Origin of the sequence: Mesorhizobium sp. M0408 (assembly GCF_040321495.1) — a bacterium.
Taxonomy (GTDB): domain Bacteria; phylum Pseudomonadota; class Alphaproteobacteria; order Rhizobiales; family Rhizobiaceae; genus Mesorhizobium.
In genome coordinates, this window is sequence record NZ_JAMYRO010000006.1 from 146,139 (window position 1) to 170,919 (window position 24,781).

Sequence of the window (24,781 nt, forward strand, 5' to 3'; positions counted from 1 at the left end):
GCAGCCACCCCACAGACTTTCAAACCTGTTGCGCATACCGCTTTTCGCGGCTATGGATTTCGCCATGAATATGCGTTCGATCAAGACCATTTGGTGGTGGGCTCGCTGACAGCGGCCTGTTCGAACGCGTTCGCGTGACAATAGAGGGTGGCCGCAGCGGAATGTCCGGGCGGCCATTTGTTTTTTCAAGCCATTCCCGGGTCCGTTGCCCCAAAGACGCTGATGGAGACGGCAATGACGACGAAAATTCTGGAGAATGGCGCCGAGCGCTTCGTCACGGCGGGTGGCGTGGCGATTACCCGCCAGCGCCATGACCGGCCTTACGAGGGGGCGATCGACGGCTATGTCGATGGCCTGAATTCGCGCCGCGGCGCCGTGTTTTCCTCGAATTACGAATATCCCGGCCGCTATACGCGCTGGGACACCGCCATCATCGATCCGCCGGTGGTGATCTCGGCACGCGGCCGCGCCATGCGCATCGAGGCGCTGAACCGCCGCGGCGAGGTGCTTTTGCCGGTGATCGGCACGGTGCTTGCCGGCCTTGACGATGTCACGATCGCCGAGACGTCCAACAAACTCATCCGCCTCGAGGTCGCCAAGCCCGATCGTATCTTCACTGAAGAGGAACGCAGCCGCGTTCCCTCCGTCTTCACCGTGCTGCGCGCCATCACCGCTTTGTTCAAGACCGAGGAAGACGCCAATCTCGGCCTCTATGGCGCCTTCGGCTACGATCTCGCCTTCCAGTTCGATCCGGTCGACTACAAGCTCGAGCGCAAGCCAAGCCAGCGCGATCTCGTGCTGTTCCTGCCCGACGAGATCCTCGTCGTCGACCACTATTCGACCAAGGCCTGGACCGACCGCTACGACTATTCCGGCGATGGCTTCTCGACCGAAGGCCTGCCGCGCGACGAAATCGTCGAGCCGTTCAGGACCGCCGACCGCATCCCGCCGCGCGGCGACCACGAGCCCGGCGAATATGCCAAGCTGGTGCGCAAGGCGATGAAGAGCTTCGAGCGCGGCGACCTGTTCGAAGTGGTGCCGGGGCAGATGTTCTACGAACGCTGCGAAACCCAGCCCTCCGAGATTTCCCGCAAGCTGAAGAGCATCAACCCTTCGCCCTATTCCTTCTTCATCAATCTCGGCGAGGGCGAATATCTGATCGGCGCCTCGCCGGAAATGTTCGTGCGCGTCAACGGCCGCCGCGTCGAGACCTGCCCGATCTCCGGTACCATCAAGCGCGGCGACGACGCCATCTCCGACAGCGAGCAGATCCTGAAGCTGCTCAATTCGAAGAAGGACGAATCCGAACTCACCATGTGCTCGGACGTCGACCGCAACGACAAGTCGAGGGTCTGCGAGCCGGGCTCGGTGCGCGTCATCGGCCGCCGCCAGATCGAAATGTACTCCCGCCTGATCCACACCGTCGACCACATCGAGGGGCGGCTGCGCGAAGGCATGGACGCCTTCGACGCCTTTCTGTCGCATGCCTGGGCGGTCACCGTCACCGGCGCGCCGAAATTATGGGCCATGCGCTTCATCGAGCAGAACGAGAAGAGCCCGCGCGCCTGGTATGGCGGGGCGATCGGCATGGTCAATTTCAACGGTGACATGAACACCGGCCTGACGCTTCGCACCATTCGCATCAAGGACGGCATCGCCGAGGTGCGCGCCGGCGCCACGCTGCTCTTCGACAGCATTCCCGAGGAAGAAGAAGCCGAAACCGAACTGAAGGCATCCGCCATGCTCTCCGCCATCCGCGACGCCAAATCAGGCAATGCCGCCAGCACCGAACGCAGCACCGCGCGTGTCGGCGACGGCGTCAACATCCTGCTGGTCGACCACGAGGACAGTTTCGTCCATACGCTCGCCAACTATTTCCGCCAGACCGGCGCCAATGTCTCGACGGTGCGCACGCCGGTGCCGGACGAGATCTTCGACCGGCTGAAGCCAAACCTGGTCGTGCTGTCGCCCGGCCCCGGCACGCCGAAGGACTTCGACTGCGCCGCCACCATCAAGCGGGCCCGTGCGCGCGACCTGCCGATCTTCGGCGTCTGCCTCGGGCTGCAGGCGCTGGCCGAGGCCTATGGCGGCGAGCTGCGCCAACTACACATCCCGATGCATGGCAAGCCATCGCGCATCCGCGTGTCGAAGCCGGGCATCATCTTCTCCGGCCTGCCCAAGGAGGTGACGGTCGGCCGCTATCATTCGATCTTTGCAGATCCGGTGCGGCTGCCCGATGGTTTTGTCGTCACCGCCGAGACCGAGGACGGCATCATCATGGCCTTCGAGCACCGCAAGGAGCCGATCGCCGCAGTGCAGTTCCACCCGGAGTCGATCATGACGCTCGGCCACAATGCCGGCATGCGCATCATCGAGAACATTGTCGCGCACCTGCCGCGCAAGGCCAAGGAAAAGGCCGCTTAATTCGAGGGCTCAGTGTTGGGATCTTTTCCCCAGTGACCGCGGCGGAAATCAAAGCCGCCGCCAGGCAGAAGGTCGCCAGCCTCGCCTTCTGGTCGATCGTCGTCGCCTGCGTCGTGCTCGGCCTGAAGCTGGTGGCCTGGTACGTCACCGGTTCGGTCGCGCTTTATTCGGACGCGCTGGAATCGATCGTCAACGTCATTGCCTCTGCCGCCGCCTATTGGGCGATCCAGGTCAGCTACAAGCCGGCCGACCAGGACCATCCGTTCGGCCACCACAAGGCCGAGTATTTCTCGGCCGTCCTCGAAGGCGTGCTGATCGTGCTTGCCGCCTTGCTGATCCTCAATGAGGTCTGGTGGTCCTGGCAGCATCCCGCACTGCTGGAACAGCCATGGACCGGCCTTGCCGTCAATGGCGTCGCAACGGTCATCAACGCCGTCTGGGCCTTGACGCTGATCCGCACCGGCCGACGCGAAAAATCGCCGGCTCTCGTTGCCGACGGCAGGCACATCATGACCGACGTGGCGACCTCGGTCGGTGTGTTCATCGGCCTGGTCGGCGCCGTACTGACCGGCTGGCAGGTTCTCGATCCGGCTCTTGCGGTGATCGTGGCGCTGAACATTCTGTGGCAGGGCTGGCACGTCATCGGCTCGTCGATGAACGGGCTGATGGACCGCGCCGTCGACACCCAGGAACATATCCGCATACGCGACATCATCTCGGCCAATTGCAAGGGCGCGCTCGAGGTCCACGACCTGAAGACGCGCATCGCCGGCCGCGCCACCTTCATCGAGTTCCACCTGGTCGTCGACGCCGACATGTCGGTCGGCGCCAGCCACGTCATCTGCGACCGCATCGAGGACGCGCTGCAGGCAGAGATCCCTTCCGTCCGCGTCATCATCCATGTCGAGCCCGACGACGAGGCGAAACTGCCCAAAGGCACGACGGCCGTGCCGTTCGCGTGAGGTGGCGTCGCGGAGAAAAATCGCTCAGTGGTGATCCTTCGCACCCCCCTCTGTCCTGCCGGACATCTCCCCCTCAAGGGTGGAGATTGGATGTCGCTTTGGCTTTCGCCAATCTTCAAAGAAGAACGCTGTCGGTGAAGCTGCCGATCTCCCCCCTTGAGGGGGAGATGTCCGGCAGGACAGAGGGGGGTGCTGTCTCGCCGGCATCGCGTCTCTGAACTGCTAAAGCCCGCAGGCAGCCTGCGGCATCGGCTCCAGCCGGTAGACCTTGTCGTCGGAGCTGGTGTCGCCTTCCGCCGCTTTCGAGCACAGATCGATGATCCGCAGGCCGCTGTTCGGGTTGGCCAGCATCATCGTGCCGTTGGCGCCGCGGCGAAGGAAGACCTCCTGTTGTGCGATATCGCATGAGGCAGCACCCGTCTTGGCGCTCGCCGCGCAGCGCCACTGGTCGCCCTCGCCCTGGCAGTTATAGACCTGCGTGACCTTGGCCGATTTCTGCCGCATGGTAACCGAAACGGCGATATCGGCGCCGCTTGGCCAATTGGCCGGATCGCCCTCCTTGGCGAAAGACGCCAGCTCGACCGGTCCGCGGAACACCCTGATCGACTGGGTCAGTTGGTCTGGATGCGAGCCGAGATGCGCGGCGTCGTAGTCGCGTCCGTAGCAGAAGGGCTGGTCCGGCTTCAGCCGCTCGCGCAATGGCGGGCCAAGGGCCGGGTCGATCGGGTCGATGCGCGCGAACTCCGCCTTGCAGGTGGCGGCCGGCATCGGGTCGAGCCTGAAGCCGTTGTCGTCCTTGCCCAGCGCCTGCCTTTCGTACTCCGCCTTGCCGAGCTCGTCTTCCGATCCGGCGTCGAGATAGAGGTCGGGCTGCACGTCCGAGACGATCAGCCGGCCTTTGTCGTCGACCTTCAGCGAAGCCATGGTGCGATCGCAGTCCATGCCGCAGCGGATCGGGCCGGTCTTGCCGTCCTCCGACTCATGACTGCACCAGCCGCCGAGCCATTCAGGCGCCTCGGCGCCGCGCACCGTCGTCGCCATGAAGCCATTGTAGGAGGAATCGATGCCGGCGCTTGGCTCCTCGTTTGGCCGGCTGACCGGATCGCGGCCGTAATAGAAGAAGATGCGCGTCACCTTCTGCTGCGGATGCGACTTGAGATGCGCGGCGTCATAGACGCGGCCGAAGCAAGCGTCCTTGCCGTCGGGGCTGAGCTCGGTGAGTTTGAGCGTGTCGTCGGCGAAAGCAGCACCGGCGACGGCGGCAAGCAAGGCAACCCCAACTCCGGCGCCCATCACGGTCCTTGATATCATGCTGGCTCCCCCTGCCCCGACAAGACGTGGCTTCAATTTATGCTAGGATTGAGGCCGAGGCCACGCAATTTGCGCCGGCCGGATAAATGGGAGATGAAGCCATGCGACGCCGCGATATTTTCCGCGTCGGTCTTGCCGGGGCCGCCGGGCTTTTCGGGCTGCGCCCCATCAAGGCCGCAGCTAGTGAAGTCAAGCCGGCGGCTGCCGAAGAGGAAAGGCAAAAGGTCGCCTATCATCTCAGCGACCTCGACAAGGTCAATTTCGTGCTCGGCAACATCAAGAACCACTTCGAAGGCACCGACGGCAAGGTCGACATCGCGCTTGTCGTGCACGGCCCAGCACTTGCCGCCTTCAAGTCGAAGGGCATATCGGCCGCCATTTCCGGGCGGTTCGCCGGCCTTGTCCAGGATGGGCTTAGCCCGCACGCTTGCGCCAACACCATGCACGGCATGGATATCGGCCTGGCCGACCTGCTCGACGGCTTCCATGCAGCCGACAGGGGCGGCGTCGTCAAGCTCGCCGAATTGCAACGCCAGGGCTACGCCTATCTCAGGCCATAAGGCAATTCCAGGAAAAGTGTGAAACGGTTTTCCGTCCGGAATTGCGTCAAGACAAAGAGGGAGCGGTTCGCCGTTTCCGTGAAACGGTGAACCGCTCTAAACTTTTACGGACTTGAACGCGAGGACTGCGAGGGCCTACGAAGAGCAGGCAGAGTCCCCGGAGGAATAGACGTGCCAGCCACCACCACCCTTGTCAGCCCCTCTCTGGTCATCCCCGACCTTGCCGGAAAGGCGGTCCTGGTCACCGGCGCCTCGACGGGCATCGGCGCGGCGCTCGCACTCGCCTACGCCGCGCAGAAATGCCGCGTCGCGCTGCATTACAATTCGAGCCGCGCGGCTGCCGAAAACCTGGCCGCGACCATTCGCAACGGCGGCGGCGACGTGTTCCTCGCCCAGGGCGATTTCTCGATCCCCGCCGATGTCGAGCGCGTCGTCGAGGACAGTGCGCAACATTTCGGCCGGCTCGACGGCCTCGTCAACAATGCCGGCGGCATGCTCGGCCGCGTGCCCTATGCCGGGCAGACCGAGGCGCATTACGACGCGGTGATGGACCTCAACGCGCGTTCCGTGCTGACAGCTTCGCGCAAAGCAATCCCATGGCTGAAGCGGCAGGGCGGCTTCATCGTCAACACCTCCTCGATCGCCGCGCGCAACGGCGCCGGTGGCGGCGCCGGCCTTTACGGCTCGGCCAAGGCCTTCGTCTCCAACGTCACGCGCGGCATGGCCAAGGAGCTGATCGGTTTCAACATCCGCGTCAACGCGGTGGCGCCCGGCACGATCGCGACACCTTTCCACGAGCGCTACTCGACCGACGACCAGATGAAAGGCATGATCGCCACCATCCCGCAGGGCCGCGCCGGCACCGCCGAGGACTGCGTCGGCGCCTATCTGTTCCTCTCCTCCGATCTGTTGAGCGGCTACATCATCGGCCAGGTGATCGAGGTCAATGGCGGCCAGTTGATGCCGTAGGCGACGAACTGCATACTCCTGGTTGCGTCATCTCAACGGAGCAAAGCGAATGTACGGACTGATCGGCAAGATGCGGGCGATGCGCGGCCAGCGTGACGCAATGATGGATATCCTGCTCGCCAGCACCGGCGCCATGCCCGGCTGCCTGAACTACATCATCGCCACCGACCCGGCCGATGCCGACGCGATCTGGGTGACCGAAGTGTGGACCGACGCCGAAAGCCACAAGGCTTCGCTGCAGCTGCCCGAAGTCCAGGCGGCAATCGCCAAGGCACGGCCGATCATCGCCGGCTTCGAGTTCCAGGTGGAGACGCATCCTGTTGGCGGGTTCGGGTTGCCGGCGGTGAAGGCGGGATAGAGGGAGAGGCCGGCAGGACAGCGCCCCCCTCTGGCCTGCCGGCCATCTCCCCCTCAAGTGGGGAGATTGAATGTCACTTCGGCCTTCGCCAATCTTCAAAGAAGAGCGCTGTCGACGAAGCTGCCAATCTCCCCACTCGAGGGGGAGATGTCCGGCAGGACAGAGGGGGGCGCGAAGGATCGCTACGGATGGTTGGTGCCATTACCACCCAAGCCCTTTTCCGCGCAAAAAGGGGTTCGCATTTTTTCGCCACCGGTCTAAGAGCCCCATCTATGGATTCTTCCCCGAACCCGCCGGCCATCGAGCACCTGGCGCGGATCCACAGGGCCTGGCAGTGGCCGGTCCTGGTGGTGGTCTCGGTGCTGTTTGCCGGCGCGCTGGAACTCGCTGCCCTGCCCGCCGCGCTCTTGATCGGACCGATGCTGGCGGCCATCGCTGCCGGCACCAACGGCGCCACGGTGCGCGTGCCGCGGGTTCTGTTCGGCTCAGCCCAGGCGGTCGTCGGCTGCTTGGTCGCCAGTTCCATCTCGGCCGATATCTTTCCCGTCTTCTACAAGGAATGGCCGCTGTTCCTTGGCGTCGTGATGGCGACGGTCGCGGCATCCAGCCTGCTCGGCTGGCTGATTAGCCGCTGGCGCATCCTGCCCGGCACCACCGCGGTCTGGGGCTCGTCGCCGGGCGCCGCCACCGCCATGGTGCTGATGGCCGGTGCCTTCGGCGCCGACCAGCGCCTCGTCGCCTTCATGCTGTATCTGCGCGTCATCTGCGTCTCGATGACGGCAGCCCTGGTGGCCAAGCTTTGGGTCGACACCTCAGGCATCGAGGTGCCGGCCATCGTCTGGTTCCCGCCGGTCGATCCGCAGAGCTTGGCCGCAACATTCGGCGTGGCGCTGGTCGGCGGCCTCGCCGGAAAGCTTTTCCGGCTGCCGTCGCCGTTTTTCCTCGGCACCTTCATTTTCGGCACCGTGATCCATCTCGGGCTCGGCGTGACCATGCAGTTGCCACCCTGGCTGCTTGCCTTGAGCTATACGATGATCGGCTGGAGCATCGGCCTGAATTTCACCAGGGCCATTTTGCGCCACGCGGCCCGCGCGCTGCCGCAGATCGTCGGCTCGATCATTGCCCTGATCGTCTTTTGCGGCGGCCTCGCCTTCCTGATCAGCCGCCTCCTCGGCATCGATCCGCTGACCGCCTATCTGGCAACCAGCCCCGGCGGCATGGACAGCGTCGCCATCATCGCCGCCGCCGCGCAGCATGTCGACATCTCCTTCGTCATGGCGCTGCAATCGGCACGCTTCCTGATCGTGCTTCTGGTCGGCCCAAGCGTGGCGCGGCTGGTGGCGAGAAGCCTCAAACCATAGCAGCTTGCCTCTCCTTGATTCGCAGCCGGTTTTCCTGAAACCGGTCGCACTTTGCTGCCGCCGACCGTATCGGGCCAGCACGCGCACGAGCTCAAAAAATAACTTGACTCAAATACTCAGATTTGAGAGCCCCCTTCCGTCAATGTTGTACGGAAGAGTGGAGACGAGTTGATGCGGATACGGACGATGACATGGCTCCTGGGGATATCATTGCCGGGCAGCATGACCCTGCTCGGCCTGTCCGCGCCGGCTCACGCCCAGGACCAGGGCGGCGTCACCGTTCTCAACAAGATCGAGGTCGATGCCGAGAGCGACGAGATCCTCGTGCAAGACGGCTACGTCGCCAAGAAGGACCGCATCGGCACCAAGACCGACACGCCGATAGTCAAGATTCCGCAAGCGGTTTCGGTTGTGACGCAAAAGCAGATCGAGGACCAGAAGCCACGCACGCTGAACGAATCGCTCGGCTATGTCGCCAGCGCCAATCCGAACAGCTTCGGCTTCGACACCCGCTATGATGCCTTCTTCCTGCGCGGCTTCCAGGCCTTTTACAACGGTATGTTCCGCGACGGGCTGCGCCAGTACAACGGCCCCTCGGCCTGGTTCAAGACCGAGCCCTACGGCATCGAAGGCGTCACCATCCTGAAGGGTCCGGCCTCCTCGCTTTACGGCATCAGCGGTCCGGGCGGCATCGTCAATCTGGTCACCAAGCGCCCCAAGGAAGAACAGTTCCGCGAAGTCGAAATGCTGCTCGGCGCACACAATCGCTTCCAGGCCGCACTCGACGCTTCCGGCCCGGTGAACGAAGACGGCAGCATCCTCTATCGCTTCACCAGCCTCGGCCGCACCAGCGATACCGACCTGCCCGGTTATCCCGACGACAAGATCTATCTGGCGCCGGCAGTCACCTTCAAGCCGGATGAGGACACCAAGCTGACCATCCTCGGGGAATATTCGAAATCCGTCACCGGCGGCACCGCTGCCTTCTACAATTCAGGTGGCGCTCTAACGAACCTCTACGAGGGCGATCCCGCCTGGAACGACTTCGACCAGACCCAGGGCCGTATCGGTTACGAGTTCGAGCACCGTTTCAACGACGTGCTGACCGTCCGGCAGAACCTTCGCTACAGCGCCGTCGACAGCGACATCGAGTACAGCGGCCATTACCCGGACGGCCCGGATCTGAAACGCTACTGGGGCCACTACACCGAGACCATGAAGAACTTCGTCGTCGACAACATGGCGCAGTTCGAATTCGATACCGGCCAAGTCAGGCACACGGCGGTAGCCGGCATCGACTACGCCTGGTCCAATTATGACGCCGGCAGCGGTATCTCCTATGTCTCCGTCGACGACATCAAGGCTGCTCCGGTTCCTTACTATGGCGGGCAGGAGATGAACCAGCTCGGCGCCTACCTGCATGACCAGATGGAGTGGAACGATTTCACCCTGTTCGCCAGCGGTCGCTACGACTGGGCCGACACCACCTCGACCGCCGCCGACTTCACCAAGTCCAAGCAGGACGACAGTGCCTTGTCCGGCCGGCTCGGCCTGTCTTACCAGACCGAATGGGGCATCACGCCCTATATCAACTATTCGACGTCGTTCTCGCCCAATATCGGCTTCGTCTATGACGATGTCAGCAGCCCTGTCGGTCGCGTCGCCCGTCCGACCATTGCGACGCAGAAGGAAATCGGCGTCAAATACGAATTTGCCGACTATAACGCCGCCGTCAGCGCCGCTCTGTTCGACATCGACCAGAAGGATGGCGTCGTCTTCGACGCCTCGACCGGTATTAACAAGCAGCGCCAGCTCGACCTGAACTCGCGCGGCGTCGAGCTGGAAGCCAGCGCTTCGCTCGACAACGGTCTCAGCATACTCGCCTCCTACACCTATCTGCGCGTGAAAATCGAACGCGGCGCCACGGGAACCGCAGGCAAGGAACTGTCGGCGACGCCAAATCACATCCTGTCGCTCTGGGGGCAGTACCAGTTCGAGGACGGCACGCTGCAGGGGCTCGGGCTGGGCAGCGGCGTTCGCGTCGCCGGCTCGAGCTATGGCGATGACACCAACACCTTCAAGAACGACGCGCGCGCCTTCGTCGACGCCTCGCTCTCCTACGATTTCGGCTACCGCAATCCCAAACTCGAGGGCGTGAAGCTGCAGGTGAACGCCAAGAACCTGTTCGACACTCAAAAATCCATCTGCTCGGCCGGCTATTGCTACCGCGACGAGGGCCGCTCGCTGTTCGCTAGCCTGCGCTACCGCTTCTGATGTCGATCGCCGTTTCCAGCCGGGCATCGACGCCTGTCGCGATCGTCCTGGCGATCGGCGGGCTCTATGTCGCGCAGAGCGTGATCGGCGGCATCACCTGGGCGGGCCTGCCGGCGGTGATGCGCGACCAGGGCCTGCCGCTCGACCGGATCGGCCTGGTCTCGCTGATCGCGCTGCCATGGGCGCTCAAGTTTCTATGGGCGCCGGCCGTCGAGCGCTATCGGCTGCCGCCGGTCGGCAAGAACCGCACCGGCACGATCGTAGCCGCCGGTGGGCTCGTGTCCATCGCCGGGCTGTGGGCCGTCGGCGCGCTCGGCCCGGAGGCCTGGTGGGCGGTTCTGGCCTGCCTGACCATCATCGCCTTCGCCGCCTCGACGGTCGACATTGCCTGCGATGGTTTCGCCGTGCAGAGCCTGGCTAAGGAAAACCACGGCTGGGGCAATGCCGCGCAGGTCGGCGGCGCCTATCTCGGCTCGGCCATCGGCGCCGGCCTGTTTCTGTTTCTGGTCGACGCTTATGGCTGGCGCATCGCCGTTTGGGCGATGGCTTTGCTGCTCCTGCCGCTCGGCCTGCCCTTCCTGCTTGGCGTGGCCAACCGCGCGCGCGAGGAGACGCGCGAGCATGTTCCCAGCCTCCTCGACGCGTTGAAGCGTCACGAAATTCGGCGCGGCCTGGCAGCGTCGGCCATCTATGTCCTGGCCCAGAAGGCGGCACTCGCCATGCTCGGACCATTCCTGATCGACGCCGGGCTCGACCTCTCGATGGTCGGACTTGTCAACGGCGTCGGCAGCATGTTCGTCGGCCTGGCTGCCGCACTCGCCGGCGGCGCTCTCGTCAAATGGTTCGGCCCGCGCAACGTGCTCGTCCTGGCGCTTTTCCTGCAGGCCGGATCGCTGTTCTTCTTTTCGGTCTTCGATTTTCTTGGTGGCTTCTCGACCACCGCTTTGATGGCCATCGCGGTGCTCAGTTCGTCCGGCTTCATGGCTCTCGGTTTCGTCGCGCTTTACGCGCAGTTCATGCGCTGGTCAGATCCAAGACAGGCGGGCGTCGACTTCACGCTGTTCCAGTGCATGGACGCACTGGTGAGCATGGCCGGCGGGATCGCGGCCGGCTACGCCGCGCAGTATTTCGGCTATGGCGCGTTCTTCGCAGGCGCCGGCCTCGTCGCGCTTCTGGCCGCCCCGGCGATCGCCTTCGTATCCGACCGCCGGTGACCCCGCCCGCCCTTGTGCAGCAGGGGAATCGCATATGGAAGTTTGGGGCATTTGCCAGGCCGCGTACCCCCACCCCTAACCCCTCCCCACAAGGGGGTGGGGGACGATGCCGCTGCTGTTTCGGCTAGAATCGTCGAAGTTTGCCGCTGAGTGGCGCTGCCGCAAAAGTTCCCCTCCCCCTTGTGGGGAGGGGTTAGGGGTGGGGGTCTTCTTCGCAAGAATCCATATGCGATCCTCTGCCCCCGAGGGGCGGTGCACTATTCTTCGCCGCCGTCCGCCGCTTGCGTCCCGCGGCGCCAGTAGGCGGTGACCAGATGCCGGTCGCGCGGCACACACCATTCCTTGCGGACGATCCTGCGGATCTCGCGGAAATCGCCGAACTCGCATCCGGCCCAGACATAGAGATTGTCGGCAAGCGAGGTCCGGCTCCGCTGCCGCAGCACCGCCGGCAACAGGCTGGCTGTGCCAGCCTCGCGCCCATGCCGATATAGCCAGGTGACGGCAACGGTCTCGCCCGCGGCCAGCGCGATCCGGTCGTCCGGGCCGTCGACCTCAATGAACGCTTCGGCGCGGGTTGACGGCGAAAGCTGCTCCAGCATCCTGCCGATCGCCGGAAGCGCGGTGTCGTCGCCGAGCAGCAGCAGGTTTTGCGCCTCGGGCACGCCGCCCCCACCCGGTCCGATCATGCCGATGACCTCGCCGGCAACCGCCTTTTCGGCGAAAGCGGCCGCCGGCGTATCCATACCGGGGTGGAGGACGAAATCGACATCCAGCCAGCCACTTGCGGCGTCCAGCGCCCGGATCGTGTAGACGCGAACGACAAGCGCGTCCTCGCCCGACGGCCAGACCATCAGGCCGTCGGCGCCCATCGACGGCCACACCGGCAGCCTGCCGCGCGGCGGCAGCAGCAGCCGCACATGCAGGCCGCCACGGCCAAAGCGGCCGAGATCGTTGCCGGTGAAGCGGACGCGCTGCATATGCGGAGAAATCCGCGTCGAGGACAGCACCGTGATCTCGCGGAAGAACACCGGCGTGCCGGCATCACTGCCGTCGCCCTGCCAGGCGATGCCCTTGGTCGTGCCGAGATGTTGCGAAAAATGGCCGGCGACCGCCATCTTCATGTAGGACAGGCAGGTTTCATCCTCGGCCGCGACGCGGATCAGCACGTTGTCGTCACCGAGCGTCGCTTTCAACGAGCCGTAGTGCGTGCGAAATTCCCAATGATCGGCAAGGCCGGTATCGATCTCGGATTCGCCGTGCTCGGCGCGCAGCCTGTCCATCACCGACCGGATGACGGCACCGCTGATCCGGGTTTGCGCACTCAATTGCTCCATCGCTCAGCCTTTCGGTGCCATTTGAACCCGAGCTCGCCATACGGCGTCCTCGCCACGCCGGAATGCCACAGCCGGCCCGCTGTTTCCACTAAAAGATGATAAGTATAGTCATGTTTTGAAATCAGGCTGAAGGGAAGCCCATTTGCAGGCCGCATCACCTAAATATCGACATGCTCTAGGTCGTGAACTCGTAAAGCGGGGCGTCGCCAGCGGCAGGGATCGAACCCGCACCTGAGCCAAGAGGCTCAGGATCACTGTGGTGATACGTTTACCAATTCCGTCACGCTGGCACCTGCCTCGTAGCGCAAATTTGCGCGGATCGCCATTCGAGGCTTCTCTTGTGGCGTCCGAGCCGATTCAGCGTCGGCATGAGCCGATACGACCTGCCCGACTTCGAGTGGCGCGTGATCGAGCCGCTCCTGCCCAACAAGCCGCCAGGCGTGCCGCGTGTGGATGACCGCCGCGTGCTGAACGACATCTTCTCAAGGCGACTGTGGCTGCGCTTATGAGTCTACGGCCTAATCCAGCCGGTGCATCAGATCGTCGTCCAGCCAGCGGGCGAAGAAATAGACCAGTTGCTTGTGCCACCACGGCCATTCATGGGCGACATCGCCGCCCCAATAGTCGACCCAGGCCGGAATCGACTTGTCACGCAGGATCTGTTCCAGCGCCTGCGTATCGGCCAGCATCCGTTCCTCCCAGGCACCCTGCCCGCAGCAGAAGATCAGCCGCAGCGCCTTCAGCCTGACGAGCAGCCCCGGATCGACGATACCGGGCAGGTAGTCGAGCGGCGAGTTGAAGAAAATCTGTCCGTCGAGCGCGCTGCCGAAGAAATCGTGGGTCGAGTAAACCCCCGACAGCGCGATGACGCCGCTGGCCAGCTCCGGAAAGCGGAAGACGAAATTCGACGAATGATATCCGCCCATCGAGCAGCCGCAAAACAGCGGCTTCAGCGTACGCCCGCCATTGGCCTCGGCCGCGACAGACAGGAGTTCCGGCAGCGCCTCTTCGCGCACATAGCGGAAATACGCTTCATGCCGGGCGATGCGATGGGCCGGCTCGGCATGGCGGTCGAAGAAGGATTCCGCATCGATGCCGTCCAGCGTGAACAACTGGATGCGACCGGTGTCGACGAACTCGGCGAGAGCCGAGACCGCGCCGGAATCCTCGAACTGGTAGAACCGCCCTTGCGAAGTCGGGAACACAACCACGGGTCGGCCGGCATGGCCGTAGCGCTTGTATTCCATGTCGCGGCCGAGGTTGCGGCCAAAACCCTTGTGGTAGGAAACGTCCATCGCCTCACGCCTTTTCCGCATGGATGTAGTCGACCGCCCGGCGCAGCGCCTTCGGGTCGGTGGAGCGCAGCTGATAGGCGTAGTTTCCCATGGCGCGGCTGAAAACCTCCTCAATGGCGTGATGATGGACGATCATGCCGCCATGGGCGGCCAGCACGTCGGCATGGCTGTGCATATAGTTGAGGTGCCGCTTGCGGCTGGCATAGGCGGTGAAATACTTGCCCCTGTAAGGGCCGCCGGCGGCGTCCTTGACCACCATGTCGGCCCAGGCGGCATAGACATCGATATCGAAGGTGTAATTGATGGCATCGGTCATCCAGGCGCCAGGCGGCCGCATGTTGACCTCCAGCGCGATGACCCGGTCGTCCCTGGTTTCGAACAGCTCGATGTGGAAGAAGCGCTCGCGCACGTCGAACGCCTTGAGGATTTTCCTGCCGGCCTCCTCGACCGCCCGGCTGATCTCGGGAAAACAGACATAGCTCATATGGCGGTCGCGGTTGACCACCTCCATGACGCTCTGGTCGTAGCGGTGGCTGGCGGCCAGCACCACCTCGCCGTCGCGGTTGACCAGCCCGTCATAGGTCACCACCAGCCCTTCGATGAATTGCTCCATGACGAAGCTGACGCCTTCCGGCTTGTCCCTGAAGAAGCTGTCGAGTTCGCCGGCGTTGGAGATTTTGAAAGTGTTCGAGGCGCCGGAGCCGGAATCCGGCTTCACCACCACGGGATAGCCGACACGGCGGATGAAGGTCATGGCGCCGGCGCGGTCGGAGCACTTGCGTTGCGGGATGGTTTCGACGCCGCTCTTGCGGAAGAACGCCCGCATGCGGCTCTTGCGTTTCAAATTCTTCACGAAGTCGAGCTTGGTGCCGAAGATGTTGAAGTCGGTGCGGATATTGGCTTCCAGCTCCAGCCAATGCTCGTTGAGCGATTCGAACCGGTCGACGCGGCCCCATTTGTGGATGAAATGGCCGATCGCCCGGAACACCGGCTCGTACTCCTCCATGTCGTCGATGCGGTAATATTCCGAAAGGGCTGCCTTCAATTTGCCGTCCAGCGCATCGAACGGCGCGTCGCCAATGCCGAGCACGGTGGCGCCGGCCTTCTTCAGCCGGTCGCAGAAATCGGCGCCATTGGCTGGAAAATGCGGCGAGAAGAACACGAAGTTCATGGACGATCCCTCCCGGCGGCGAGCCATTGCACCCCCGCCGACAATCGACTCTGGCGCATTTGCCGGGCTCGGGGAAGAGCAACTGGATCAGGTGAGCGGCTGGGTCCGCGAAAGGTGACGCCAAAACCGTGAAATAAAAAACCCGCCTCGACGGCGGGTCCTCGGCGCCAATCAGCACCATACCCAAATTAGTAGCATAGCTGCCGGCACAAAGCAAGAACAAAGTTTCTATAATCAGGAAAAATCGCTTCATGTCGGCGCCGCGCCTTCATTGCAGCTTGGGTTCCTCGCCCCACGAAAATGGCATAGGTGGCTCGGCGAAGCCGAGACGGAGAGGGGACTGCGCCCTACGAAGGCCCCCTCTCCGGCCGCGGAGCCTGTCCTCGGGCTTGCCGAAGGCAAGACCCGTGGGCGACCACCTCTCTCCCGTTTCGCGACGGCGCGGAACCCCGGTCTTGAGGCTGGATCGGCAGCTTCTGCGACAGCGAGGCTCCCACTTGCCTCGCTTTGCCCGCTCCTGTATGAAATCCGCCATGAGCCCGCGCGCCACCTCTTTTGCGTCCCGTCCGACCGGCATTGCCGGCCAGACCGTTCGCGCGCTTGCCTCCACCCTGCTGCTTCTCGGCCTTATCGGCGATCGCCGGGTTCGCTGAAGGAGCGCCCGGCGGTCGAATTGCCGCTCACGCGCACGCTCCTTGGCCATTCACAAATTGGCACGTCACATCAAGCGAACGAAATTCTGGTAAAGGCGCCGCTCGCCACCAATCCGCCTGAAGCTGGATCCGCGAGCCGCCGGGAGAAAAGACGATGAACGCACGAGAAGATATCCGTCTGAATGTAGAGGAAACCGCCAAGCCCGCGAGGGGCATGCCGGATGCTGCCCGCAAATACCAGCCCTATCCGACCGTCGGTCTTGCCGATCGCACCTGGCCTTCGAAAGTGATCGACAAGGCGCCGATCTGGTGCTCGGTCGACCTGCGCGACGGCAACCAGGCGCTGATCGATCCGATGGGCCAGGAACGCAAGGCGCGCATGTTCGCCCTGCTGCTCGACATGGGCTTCAAGGAGATCGAGATCGGCTTCCCGTCGGCCTCGCAGACCGACTTCGATTTCGCCCGCTGGTGCATCGAACAGGGCAACGTGCCCGCCGACGTCTCGCTGCAGGTGCTGGTGCAGTGCCGGCCGGAACTGATCACCCGCACCTTCGAGGCGCTGAAGGGCGCCACCAACCCGATCGTCCATTTCTACAACTCGACCAGCGAATTGCAGCGCCGCGTCGTCTTCGAGAAGGACGTCGCCGGGATCAAGCGCATCGCCACAGATGCGGCCAAGATGATCACCGACATGGCGGCGAAAGCCGGCGGCGGCTACCGTTTCGAATATTCGCCGGAGAGCTTTACCGGCACCGAGCTCGAAGTGGCGCTGGAGATCTGCAACGCCGTCACCGAGATCGTCAAGCCGACGGCGGAAAACAAGCTGATCATCAACCTGCCCTCTACGGTCGAGATGTCGACGCCCAACATCTATGCCGACCGCATCGAATGGATGTGCCGCAACCTCGACGATCGCGAGAACCTGTTGATCTCGCTGCATCCGCACAATGACCGCGGCACCGGCATCGCCACCACCGAACTCGGCCTGATGGCAGGCGCCGACCGCGTCGAAGGCACGCTGTTCGGCAATGGCGAGCGCACCGGCAATGTCGACATCGTCACGCTGGCGCTCAACATGTACACGCAAGGTGTCGATCCCGGGCTCGACTGCTCCGACATCAACCGCATGAAGGACGTCTACGAATACTCCAACCAGCTGAAGATCCCGGAGCGCCACCCTTATGTCGGCGAGCTCGTCTACACCGCCTTTTCCGGCTCGCACCAGGATGCCATCAACAAGGGCATGAAGGCGCTGCGCAAGGCCAACACGCCGCATTGGGAGGTGCCCTATCTGCCGATCGACCCGGCCGATGTCGGCCGCAGCTACGAAGCCATCATCCGCATCAACTCGCAGTCCGGTAAGGGCGGCATCGCCTATGTGCTGCATGCGGATTACGGCCTCAACCTGCCGCGCAACCTGCAGATCGAGTTCAGCCAGGCTATCCAGGCGATCACCGACGCCGAAGGCAAGGAGGTGCCGGTCAAGCGCATCTACGAGCGCTTTCTCGACACCTATGTCGACCAGCCCGGCGCGCGGCTGAAGTTCCTCGACCACCACACCTATCCCGACACCGAGGTCAAGGGCCGGCGCGTGGTCGAAGCGGTGATCCTCGACAAAGGCAAGGAGGTGACCATATCAGGCACCGGCACCGGCCCGATCGACGGCTTCGTCGATGCGCTGTCGCGCCATGTCGGGGTGCCGATGTCGGTGCTGGATTATTCCGAGCATTCCATGCAGCGCGGCTCGAATGCCTCGGCCATTTCCTATGTCGAGATGGAACATCCGGGCGGCAAGCTGTTCGGCGCCGGCATCAACACCAACATCGTCGCCGCCTCGCTAGAAGCCGTGGTTTCTGCCGCCAACCGCATCGTCGGCCGAAAGCGCGGCTAGCCGAAACGGTCAGGCTCCCGCCATCGGCCCACCGGAATTTATCCGGTGGGTACGCTATCGCACCATAAGCACATGCTTGTAAGGCGCCGCCAGCGCGATATGATTGTACCTCAACCTGTGCCGAATTCGAAGGGATCGACACTTGCAGCATACCACGCCTGCCGCCCCCGCAGTGCGCGAAACGTTGGAGCGATTGCTTGCCAGCGAAACGTTCGGACGATCCGAGCGCGCGCGCAAGCTGCTCCGCTACCTGGTCGAGCGCGAGCAGGCAGGCGAAGCCGACAGGCTCAAGGGCTTCTCCATAGCGATGGACGTCTTCGGCAAGGACGGCGATTTCGATCCGTCGACCGATGCGGTGGTGCGGGTGCAGGCCGGCAGGCTGCGCGAGCTTCTGCAGCAGTATTTCGCCAATGAGGGCGTTGCCGAACCGGTCCGCATCGCCATTCCGCGCGGCGGCTATGTTCCGTCCTACGAACTCAACGCCATTCGCTTGCCGGCAGAGGCTGAGGCAGAGAACAAGCCGCAGCCGGCGACAGAGGAGGCGGCGACCGCCCCGCCCGGATCGCCGGAAGATGCCCGCAACCGGGCACATCCGGCTGCATTGCTGAGCGTTCCAGCCGTCGCCCCTGCTGCTCCTTCGCTGCAGCGGCATTTGCAGTTCTTCTGGCTGGCGATCGCGCTGGTCATTCTCATGCTGGGTGTGCTGATCCTTCGCCAGGGTAGCGTGGTGTTGCTGACCGGCGGCGACACGGCGGTCGAGACCGCGGTGGCTACCGGCAGCATTGCAGCGCCTCCGGTTGAAAACCTCCCCCAGGTCTACATCGCCATCAAGGCCGACAGCGACCTGGCTCGCCGTGTCGCCGCATCGCTGCGCGCCGGCCTCAGCGGCTTCGATACCATCAATTTCATCGGCCGTGATGCCGACAGCCCGCCCGATCCAGTGACCGACGCCGCCAGCTTCGTATTCGATGTCCTGCCCGGGCCGCGTAGCGGTGATATCATGCTCGAGCTGCAAAGCGTGGCGACCGGCCGCGTGCTGCTCTCACGCAACCTGACCGCCGGCGACAGCGCGAACACCGCCATCGAGGACCAGATCTCCGGCATTTTGAGCTCGGCTCTTCCCGCCTCGGGCACGATCTACAACTACATCGAGCAGAGCGGCATCCAGACCGGGCTGACGGCGTGTCTGGTGCTCAACGGCAAATATTATCTCGACCAGAACGCCCAGACGCACGAAGCCGCTTACCGCTGCCTCGAAGATCTTGCCAACCGGGAGGCGAAGTCGTCGCTCGTCTATTCGGAACTCGCTTCCTTGCATCTCGAAGCGGTCACCGACCACTATCCCTACCCCGCCGACGCGACGATCGACAAAGCCATGACGTTTGCCCATCGCGCCATCCAGATGGGCCCGACCAGCCCCTATGCGCACCGCGCCCTTGGTTATCTCAATTCGCGCATGGGCGATTCCGCGGAATCGATCCGCTGGATGCGCAAGGCCTATGAGCTCAATCCCTACGATCTCGCAATGGCCGCCGCCTATGGCTACGGGCTGGTTTTCGCCGGCAGGTACAGCGAGGGCACCCCGATCATCGCTCACGCGGTGGACATCGCCAGCGCCCATCCGACATGGTGGGATTACGGGCTGTTCGCCGGAGAGTTCATGATGGGCGACATGAACAAGGCCACGCTCGCCAGCGACGGCTTGCGAACGACGGAAATGAAATCGCATTATCTGGCGGCGCGGCTGATCGGCGCCAAGGCTGCCGGCCGCGAGAAGCTGGCGAGCAGGCTGCTGCAGGAACTGACCGCCAAATTCCCGAAATTCGCAGCCGATCCGCGCGCAACTTTCGTCGAACGAAGATATCCCGCCGATCTGACCAACCGGCTGGTGGAAGCCCTGCGCGCCGCCGGCCTTGGCGGCGCCAGCTGACGTCTCCCGGCGCGTGCACGACGTCAGGTGATCGCGAAGATTTTACTGGCCATCCGGACGGCCAAAGCGCAATTCAGACACAATTTGAACCGGCCAATCTGATCCCACATAGGTCTGATCCCGCATAAGACTGATCTCCGCATAAGTCTGACCTCCCGCAAGACTGATCCGCATAAGACCGCCCCCGGCATCCTGACTGATCCCGGCACCAAGCCATAAAGTTTGCATGACCCCATCCCTTTACGCTGCCGAACGGGGCACCGGCCCGACAACGATTGCCTTCCTGCATGGTTTCGGTGGCTGCCACGACGACTGGCGCGATGTGGCCGAGTCTCTGGCGCCCGGCGCGCGGACCCTGGCCTATGATCTGCCGGGACATGGGCTGTCGCTCGATTTTCCGGGCGGCGGTCCGGCCAGGATTGCAGCCAGTGCCGTCCTTGCCGATCTTTCCGCTCGCGGGATAAAGCGGGCTCATCTCGTCGGTCATTCGATGGGTGGCGCCGTGGCCGCCTTGATGGCATTGAGCGAGCCCGAAAGAATGGCGTCGCTGACGCTGCTGGCGCCGGGCGGTTTCGGTCCTGAGATCAATGGTCCGCTGCTGCGTCGCTACGCCGCCGCTGCCGGCACGGATGAAATCCGCGCCTGTCTTGCCGCCATGTCGGGACCGCAAAGCCGGCTGCCGCAGCATAGGGTCGAACTCGTCAACGAGATGCGCCAGCGTCCCGGCCAGTTGCGGACACTTGTCGAGCTCGCAGCCGCCATGACCAGGGATGATCGGCAAGGCGTCATCCCGAACGAGGGGCTGGAAACGCTGAATATGCCAATCATGGTGGTTTGGGGAACCGACGACGCGATGCTGCCCGTCAGCCAGGCGGACGGCGTGCCGAAGCATTTTCATCTGCACCACGTGCTGGAAGCCGGCCATATGCTGGTCGAGGAAGCGCCCGGCCTGATCGTCGAGGCCGTCCGTCGCAATATGCGACGCCGCAGCAGGCGGCTTCGTCCGGGATTCGCCGCTGCGGCGAGCTGATCGGTCTTCGCGCAGGCACGGCGGCGGCACTGGTGCTGCTCCAGCGAATCCTTGCCCGCTCATCGATCTCGCAAGTGCAATTTGCCGGCCGCTGTGTTAATTCGGTGTTAACCAAACCCCGCGAGGCAACGCCGATGAAGGACGCAGGCGAGAACATCACCCAGATCGATCAGTCGCGAAAACTGTCCGATGCCATTCGCGACGTCAAGAACGCCTTCGCCGACCGCGACGACGTCGTCGTCGAGATGCGCGAAGCGCATCGCATGCGGCTCGATCTGCTTGCCGCCGAACTCGCGCCGGTCTTCGGCGACGTACCCACCGATATGGACAGTTTCGACTTCGCCGTCTCGTCCGGCCTGCAGCCACGGCTGTGGATCGACGCGATCAGCCATGTCGCCATGGGACGCGACCGCCGCACCTATCGCTTTCTCAAGGACACGCGCATCGGCCGCGTCGTGCTCGCCGAGTCGACAGAGATGAAGGTCGTTGCCGACCAGGTGACGCGCTATGTCGCCGAGCGCGTCGTCGAACGCCAGAGGATGATGGAAGGCGGCATCGAGCAAGCCGTCGCCGGCCTTAAACGCGCCCTGGTGGCGGAGGCTGAGCCGCCGCTGCATGTCCCTGGGCGCAGCAACGGCTGGTCGGCGTTCTTCTCGGGCCTCGGCCTGATCGCCGCCGGCGCCCTGGTCGGCCTGGCGATTTCGCTCGTGTTGTTCTGGGACCGCATCGTTGCAATGAAAATCAGCTTCTAGTGCGGTTCAGCGTTTCACGGAAACGCTGAACCGCACTATCTCTTTGTTTTGACGCAATTCCGGACGGAAAACCGTTTCACACTTTTCCTGGAATTGCTCTAGCCATCGACGCCTCGGCCTCGACGCCAAGCTCCATTGTCTGCAGGTCGCTGGGCGGCAATGCCGGCCCGGTCAGGCCGCGGCGCGTCAGCCTGATCCGCCAATTGTCCTTATCACCGTCGATGTCGAGCAGATTGTATTGCGCCGGCGCATGCGAACTGCCGGGCGCCTGCCCGGCGGCGGCGACCCCGACCACCGGGATTTTGGCCTTGCGGGCGCCGATGAAGAAGAGCGACGGCACATGCGAATGGCCGTGCAGCACAAGCTCGGCGCCGTGCCGGTGAAGAACCTTGTGGAAGCGCGAGATGCCGAACAGCCGCTTGTTCTGCGAAACGGCGCCGCGCACCGGCGGGTGGTGGATCATGATCACCCGGAACAGGCCGCGCTTGCCTGTGGCGTCGAGCATGTCGCGCAGCCGTTCCGCCTGGCCCTCCAGAAAGAAGCCGTTGGCCATGAATGGAGCCGTGGCGCGCGCCGTCGTGACGCCGACCAGCGCAACATTGCCGCGTACGCGCAAATAGGGAAAGGTGTTGCGGTCGACCGGCGTATTGACGCCGTCGCCGGTCATCCACGCCGCCCACGACCGGCAGGTCTTGTCGAAGGCGCCCGGCACATAGGCGTCATGGTTTCCCGGCACGACCGACACGTCGTTGGGCGAGCCCAGCGTCTCCAGCCAGTGCTTGGTCATCTCGATCTCACCATCGAGCGCCAGATTGACAAGATCACCGGTGATGGCGAGATGGTCCGGCCCGCTGGCCTTCATGTCGGCGACGATGGTGTCGATGACTGCATCATGCATGTAGCGGCGGCGGTTGCGCTGCCAATTGACGTAACCGACCACGCGCTTGGAGGCGAGATCGCGATAGGTTACATCGGGAAGCGGCCCCAGATGGACATCGGAAATATGCGCGAGCCTGAACATCTTTTCTTCATAGGCGAGGCGCGCGCGGCTTTCCACTCACGGTTTCGCGGACGATGACGACGCCGGATCCGGAGCAAGCCCTGCGCCAGACCGGCTGGCCGGGCTTCAGGGCAAGGCTGTTTCACCTGTACTTCGTACTGCGCCGGCCGATGACGCTCGGCGTGCGCGGCTTGATCCACGACCGCCGCTCCAATTCCGTCTTCCTCATCCGCCACACCTATGTCCCGGGCTGGCACCTGCCCGGCGGTGGCGTCGAGTTGGGCGAGACGATGATCGAAGCGCTGACGCGCGAACTGTTCGAGGAAGGCAACATCGCGCTGACCGGACCGCCGGTGCTGAAATCCCTGCATTTCAACCACCGCGCCAGCCGGCGCGACCATGTCGGCCTCTATCTGGTCGAGGAGTTCGACCAGCCAGCACCCAAGCTGCCCGACCGCGAGATCGCCGAAGCCGGCTTCTTCCCGCTCGACCGCTTGCCGGAAGGCACGACACCGGCGACGCTGCGGCGGATTGCCGAAGTTTTTGAGGGGAATTCGGCATCGCCTTACTGGTAGATCATCTCTTCAACAGCTTTGGCTGCGTCGGTATAGACCGGCAGCATCCATTGTTCTCAGAGAGATAAATGCTGAGCGATGAGGAGAAAAAATGCCACACAGCCAAAACGATAGATTTAGAATCGCGCTCTATGTATCACTGTACACGGGAATTTATGTGATAACATTTTCTGTGGTAGCCTTAATTTCTACAATAGTTCTTGCGATAGATCCATATATGTTAGCAAAAATTGGAAGATTTATCCAATTCTCAATACAATTAGTTGCGGCATTCGTGACATATTTGGTTTTTATAAAGCGACATGCTCAGCTTTTTACTCGCACTGAATTCTGGAAAATGGTCGGCTTCTCAACCCTGATAGAAATGATTTTGGGAATGGCTGTGCTTCTGCCGTCGGGATTGTTACGCGCAATCCCGCCCCAGACGTCGGTCCTGGCCGTCATGATCGGCGGCATCGTTGCGTTCCTTGCAACGTCGCTCGGCTACTCCAATCGATTTGGAAATACCATATTGAAAGCTGAACTCGTTAGAAGGGCAAAGATGGACTCCGAAACCTTCCGCTAGGTCGCCGGTCTCACGCAGCCTTCCTGAAGCGCGCGCGGTCGTGCGGCGCGGAATAGTCGAGCTCTGGCCCGACCGGCACGATGCGCGTCGGGTTGATCGTCTCGTGGCTGCCGTAATAATGCGACTTGATGTGGTGCAAATTCACCGTGCCGGCGACGCCCGGCACCTGGTAGAGATCGCGCAGGTAATTCGAAAGGTTCGGATAGTCGCCGATGCGGCGCAGATTGCACTTGAAATGGCCGACATAGACCGGGTCGAAGCGGGCCAGTGTCGTAAACAGCCGCCAGTCCGCCTCGGTGATGCGGCCGCCGACGAGATAGCGCTGCTTTGACAGACGGTCCTCCAGCATGTCGAGCGCCGAGAACAATTCGCCGAACGCCTCCTCGTAGGCTGCCTGCGTGGTGGCGAAGCCGGCACGGTAAACTCCGTTGTTGACCGCGGGATAGACCAGCGTGTTGACCGCATCGATCTCACCGCGCAGCGGTTGCGGATAGAAATCGAGCCTGGCATCGCCCCATTCGTCGAAGGCCGAATTGAGCATCCGGATAATCTCGGCGGATTCGTTGGAAACGATGGTCTGCTCGCGTTTGTCCCACAGCACGGGAACGGTGACCCGGCCCGAATAGCCGGGATCGGCCCTGGTGTAGATCTGGTGCAGGAAATCAAGGCCGTAGAGCGTGTCGCCGGTGGCGCCGTCCTCGGCCAGGAACGTCCAGCCGTCGGCGCCCATGAAATGATGGACGACCGAGACGGAAATCACGTCCTCGAGTTTTTTGAGCACGCGAAAGATCAGCGTCCGATGCGCCCACGGGCAGGCGAGCGAGACATAGAGGTGATAGCGGCCGGACTCGGCCTTGAAGCCGCGTTTTCGCCCTTCGGCCGGCGCGCCGTCGCGGGTCACCCAGTCGCGCCACTGCGACTGCGCGCGCACGAACTTGCCGCCGCTCTCCCCGCTATCGTACCGGCGGTCCTGCCATTGGCCTTCGACTAGCAATCCCATGCAATATCCTTTCGAGTTCCTACCCGATGTAGGGCACCAAGCGGCGCCGCGGAAATCCCCGACGCTGAACAGATCGTCAACGGCTGCGTCGTCGAGTGCGGTCGGCTGCGCCGGCCGATTGCGGCGGCTGAAAATTGGTGCTAGCGGACATC

At 63.2% G+C, this 24,781-nt stretch carries 20 protein-coding genes, 1 tRNA gene and 1 pseudogene; 15 read left to right on the forward strand and 7 right to left on the reverse strand.

Annotated elements, in window-relative coordinates; genetic code table 11:
• Window positions 1-234: 234 nt before the first annotated feature.
• Together NKI67_RS09440 and NKI67_RS09445 are read left to right on the forward strand one after the other, a co-directional pair.
• Window positions 235-2,424: an anthranilate synthase gene (locus NKI67_RS09440; RefSeq protein ID WP_352575745.1), complete on the forward strand. Its 2,190-nt coding sequence runs from the start codon at window positions 235-237 to the stop codon at window positions 2,422-2,424.
• Between the two features lie 32 nt (window positions 2,425-2,456).
• A complete protein-coding gene (locus NKI67_RS09445) occupies window positions 2,457-3,386 on the forward strand; it encodes a cation diffusion facilitator family transporter (RefSeq protein ID WP_023679526.1) in 930 nt (309 codons plus the stop codon).
• 222 nt (window positions 3,387-3,608) lie between these two features.
• Here the strand turns inward: NKI67_RS09445 and NKI67_RS09450 are convergent, their stop codons facing one another.
• A complete protein-coding gene (locus NKI67_RS09450) occupies window positions 3,609-4,697 on the reverse strand; it encodes a hypothetical protein (protein WP_352645095.1) in 1,089 nt (362 codons plus the stop codon).
• A gap of 101 nt (window positions 4,698-4,798) precedes the next feature.
• Between NKI67_RS09450 and NKI67_RS09455 the strand changes: the two genes are divergently transcribed.
• The 6 genes from NKI67_RS09455 to NKI67_RS09480 all read left to right on the forward strand — a co-directional run bounded on the left by NKI67_RS09455 (window position 4,799) and on the right by NKI67_RS09480 (window position 11,433).
• The gene (locus NKI67_RS09455; RefSeq protein ID WP_352456435.1) at window positions 4,799-5,257 is read left to right on the forward strand and encodes a DsrE family protein; all 459 of its coding nucleotides are present in this window, start codon (window positions 4,799-4,801) and stop codon (window positions 5,255-5,257) included.
• Window positions 5,258-5,428: 171 nt separating this feature from the next.
• A complete protein-coding gene (locus NKI67_RS09460) occupies window positions 5,429-6,226 on the forward strand; it encodes an SDR family NAD(P)-dependent oxidoreductase (protein ID WP_352568035.1) in 798 nt (265 codons plus the stop codon).
• 49 nt (window positions 6,227-6,275) lie between these two features.
• On the forward strand, window positions 6,276-6,584 hold the full coding sequence (locus NKI67_RS09465) for a putative quinol monooxygenase (protein WP_352450553.1): 309 nt from the start codon (window positions 6,276-6,278) through the stop codon (window positions 6,582-6,584).
• A 272-nt stretch (window positions 6,585-6,856) separates the two neighbouring features.
• The gene (locus NKI67_RS09470; protein WP_352568036.1) at window positions 6,857-7,945 is read left to right on the forward strand and encodes an AbrB family transcriptional regulator; all 1,089 of its coding nucleotides are present in this window, start codon (window positions 6,857-6,859) and stop codon (window positions 7,943-7,945) included.
• A 186-nt stretch (window positions 7,946-8,131) separates the two neighbouring features.
• A complete protein-coding gene (locus NKI67_RS09475) occupies window positions 8,132-10,219 on the forward strand; it encodes a TonB-dependent siderophore receptor (RefSeq protein ID WP_352568037.1) in 2,088 nt (695 codons plus the stop codon).
• On the forward strand, window positions 10,219-11,433 hold the full coding sequence (locus tag NKI67_RS09480) for an MFS transporter (RefSeq protein WP_352645097.1): 1,215 nt from the start codon (window positions 10,219-10,221) through the stop codon (window positions 11,431-11,433). The genes NKI67_RS09475 and NKI67_RS09480 overlap by 1 nt, the downstream gene beginning before the upstream one ends.
• A gap of 257 nt (window positions 11,434-11,690) precedes the next feature.
• On the opposite strand, the gene NKI67_RS09485 is transcribed toward NKI67_RS09480, so the two are convergent.
• A complete protein-coding gene (locus NKI67_RS09485; RefSeq protein WP_352645099.1) occupies window positions 11,691-12,767 on the reverse strand; it encodes a siderophore-interacting protein in 1,077 nt (358 codons plus the stop codon).
• 204 nt (window positions 12,768-12,971) lie between these two features.
• A tRNA-OTHER gene (locus tag NKI67_RS09490) sits at window positions 12,972-13,057 on the reverse strand.
• A 78-nt stretch (window positions 13,058-13,135) separates the two neighbouring features.
• Between NKI67_RS09490 and NKI67_RS09495 the strand changes: the two are divergent.
• A pseudogene (locus tag NKI67_RS09495) lies at window positions 13,136-13,255 on the forward strand (IS5/IS1182 family transposase); the annotation flags it as partial.
• A 30-nt stretch (window positions 13,256-13,285) separates the two neighbouring features.
• Here the strand turns inward: NKI67_RS09495 and NKI67_RS09500 are convergent.
• Window positions 13,286-14,062 (reverse strand): esterase family protein, encoded by a 777-nt coding sequence (locus NKI67_RS09500; protein ID WP_352568040.1) that lies wholly within the window; start codon window positions 14,060-14,062, stop codon window positions 13,286-13,288.
• 4 nt (window positions 14,063-14,066) lie between these two features.
• Complete coding sequence (locus NKI67_RS09505) at window positions 14,067-15,233, reverse strand: ATP-grasp domain-containing protein (RefSeq protein WP_352568041.1); 1,167 nt, start codon at window positions 15,231-15,233, stop codon at window positions 14,067-14,069.
• A gap of 807 nt (window positions 15,234-16,040) precedes the next feature.
• Here NKI67_RS09505 and leuA point away from each other — a divergent pair.
• From leuA to NKI67_RS09525, 4 genes are all read left to right on the forward strand, one after another.
• Window positions 16,041-17,777 (forward strand): 2-isopropylmalate synthase, encoded by a 1,737-nt coding sequence (leuA, locus tag NKI67_RS09510; protein WP_352620490.1) that lies wholly within the window; start codon window positions 16,041-16,043, stop codon window positions 17,775-17,777.
• A gap of 142 nt (window positions 17,778-17,919) precedes the next feature.
• Window positions 17,920-19,707 carry a tetratricopeptide repeat protein gene (locus NKI67_RS09515; protein WP_352645101.1) on the forward strand — a complete coding sequence of 596 codons (1,788 nt, stop codon included), beginning with the start codon at window positions 17,920-17,922 and terminating at the stop codon, window positions 19,705-19,707.
• A gap of 226 nt (window positions 19,708-19,933) precedes the next feature.
• Complete coding sequence (locus tag NKI67_RS09520; RefSeq protein ID WP_352620486.1) at window positions 19,934-20,737, forward strand: alpha/beta fold hydrolase; 804 nt, start codon at window positions 19,934-19,936, stop codon at window positions 20,735-20,737.
• 134 nt (window positions 20,738-20,871) lie between these two features.
• Entirely contained in the window at window positions 20,872-21,489 is a 618-nt protein-coding gene (locus NKI67_RS09525; protein WP_352620484.1) for a hypothetical protein, read from the forward strand.
• A gap of 76 nt (window positions 21,490-21,565) precedes the next feature.
• Here the strand turns inward: NKI67_RS09525 and NKI67_RS09530 are convergent, their stop codons facing one another.
• Window positions 21,566-22,510 (reverse strand): metallophosphoesterase family protein, encoded by a 945-nt coding sequence (locus NKI67_RS09530; protein WP_352645246.1) that lies wholly within the window; start codon window positions 22,508-22,510, stop codon window positions 21,566-21,568.
• Between the two features lie 53 nt (window positions 22,511-22,563).
• Between NKI67_RS09530 and NKI67_RS09535 the strand changes: the two genes are divergently transcribed.
• Together NKI67_RS09535 and NKI67_RS09540 are read left to right on the forward strand one after the other, a co-directional pair.
• On the forward strand, window positions 22,564-23,064 hold the full coding sequence (locus tag NKI67_RS09535; RefSeq protein WP_352568046.1) for an NUDIX domain-containing protein: 501 nt from the start codon (window positions 22,564-22,566) through the stop codon (window positions 23,062-23,064).
• A 91-nt stretch (window positions 23,065-23,155) separates the two neighbouring features.
• Window positions 23,156-23,629 carry a hypothetical protein gene (locus NKI67_RS09540; protein ID WP_352645103.1) on the forward strand — a complete coding sequence of 158 codons (474 nt, stop codon included), beginning with the start codon at window positions 23,156-23,158 and terminating at the stop codon, window positions 23,627-23,629.
• A gap of 10 nt (window positions 23,630-23,639) precedes the next feature.
• Here NKI67_RS09540 and NKI67_RS09545 read toward each other — a convergent pair whose 3' ends face one another.
• Window positions 23,640-24,629, reverse strand: coding sequence for a glutathione S-transferase family protein (locus NKI67_RS09545; RefSeq protein ID WP_352645105.1), 990 nt, complete (start codon window positions 24,627-24,629; stop codon window positions 23,640-23,642).
• Window positions 24,630-24,781 lie beyond the last annotated feature (152 nt).

Bases quoted from the DNA above. Each gene is read 5' to 3' on its own strand.
- NKI67_RS09440 (WP_352575745.1), top strand. From the start codon at position 235: ATGACGACGAAAATTCTGGAGAATGGCGCCGAGCGCTTCGTCACGGCG.
- NKI67_RS09450 (WP_352645095.1), bottom strand. From the start codon at position 4,697: ATGATATCAAGGACCGTGATGGGCGCCGGAGTTGGGGTTGCCTTGCTT.
- NKI67_RS09455 (WP_352456435.1), top strand. From the start codon at position 4,799: ATGCGACGCCGCGATATTTTCCGCGTCGGTCTTGCCGGGGCCGCCGGG.
- NKI67_RS09465 (WP_352450553.1), top strand. From the start codon at position 6,276: ATGTACGGACTGATCGGCAAGATGCGGGCGATGCGCGGCCAGCGTGAC.
- NKI67_RS09470 (WP_352568036.1), top strand. From the start codon at position 6,857: ATGGATTCTTCCCCGAACCCGCCGGCCATCGAGCACCTGGCGCGGATC.
- NKI67_RS09475 (WP_352568037.1), top strand. From the start codon at position 8,132: ATGACATGGCTCCTGGGGATATCATTGCCGGGCAGCATGACCCTGCTC.
- NKI67_RS09480 (WP_352645097.1), top strand. From the start codon at position 10,219: ATGTCGATCGCCGTTTCCAGCCGGGCATCGACGCCTGTCGCGATCGTC.
- NKI67_RS09485 (WP_352645099.1), bottom strand. From the start codon at position 12,767: ATGGAGCAATTGAGTGCGCAAACCCGGATCAGCGGTGCCGTCATCCGG.
- NKI67_RS09500 (WP_352568040.1), bottom strand. From the start codon at position 14,062: ATGGACGTTTCCTACCACAAGGGTTTTGGCCGCAACCTCGGCCGCGAC.
- NKI67_RS09505 (WP_352568041.1), bottom strand. From the start codon at position 15,233: ATGAACTTCGTGTTCTTCTCGCCGCATTTTCCAGCCAATGGCGCCGAT.
- leuA (WP_352620490.1), top strand. From the start codon at position 16,041: ATGAACGCACGAGAAGATATCCGTCTGAATGTAGAGGAAACCGCCAAG.
- NKI67_RS09520 (WP_352620486.1), top strand. From the start codon at position 19,934: ATGACCCCATCCCTTTACGCTGCCGAACGGGGCACCGGCCCGACAACG.
- NKI67_RS09525 (WP_352620484.1), top strand. From the start codon at position 20,872: ATGAAGGACGCAGGCGAGAACATCACCCAGATCGATCAGTCGCGAAAA.
- NKI67_RS09530 (WP_352645246.1), bottom strand. From the start codon at position 22,510: ATGTTCAGGCTCGCGCATATTTCCGATGTCCATCTGGGGCCGCTTCCC.
- NKI67_RS09535 (WP_352568046.1), top strand. From the start codon at position 22,564: ATGACGACGCCGGATCCGGAGCAAGCCCTGCGCCAGACCGGCTGGCCG.
- NKI67_RS09540 (WP_352645103.1), top strand. From the start codon at position 23,156: ATGCCACACAGCCAAAACGATAGATTTAGAATCGCGCTCTATGTATCA.
- NKI67_RS09545 (WP_352645105.1), bottom strand. From the start codon at position 24,629: ATGGGATTGCTAGTCGAAGGCCAATGGCAGGACCGCCGGTACGATAGC.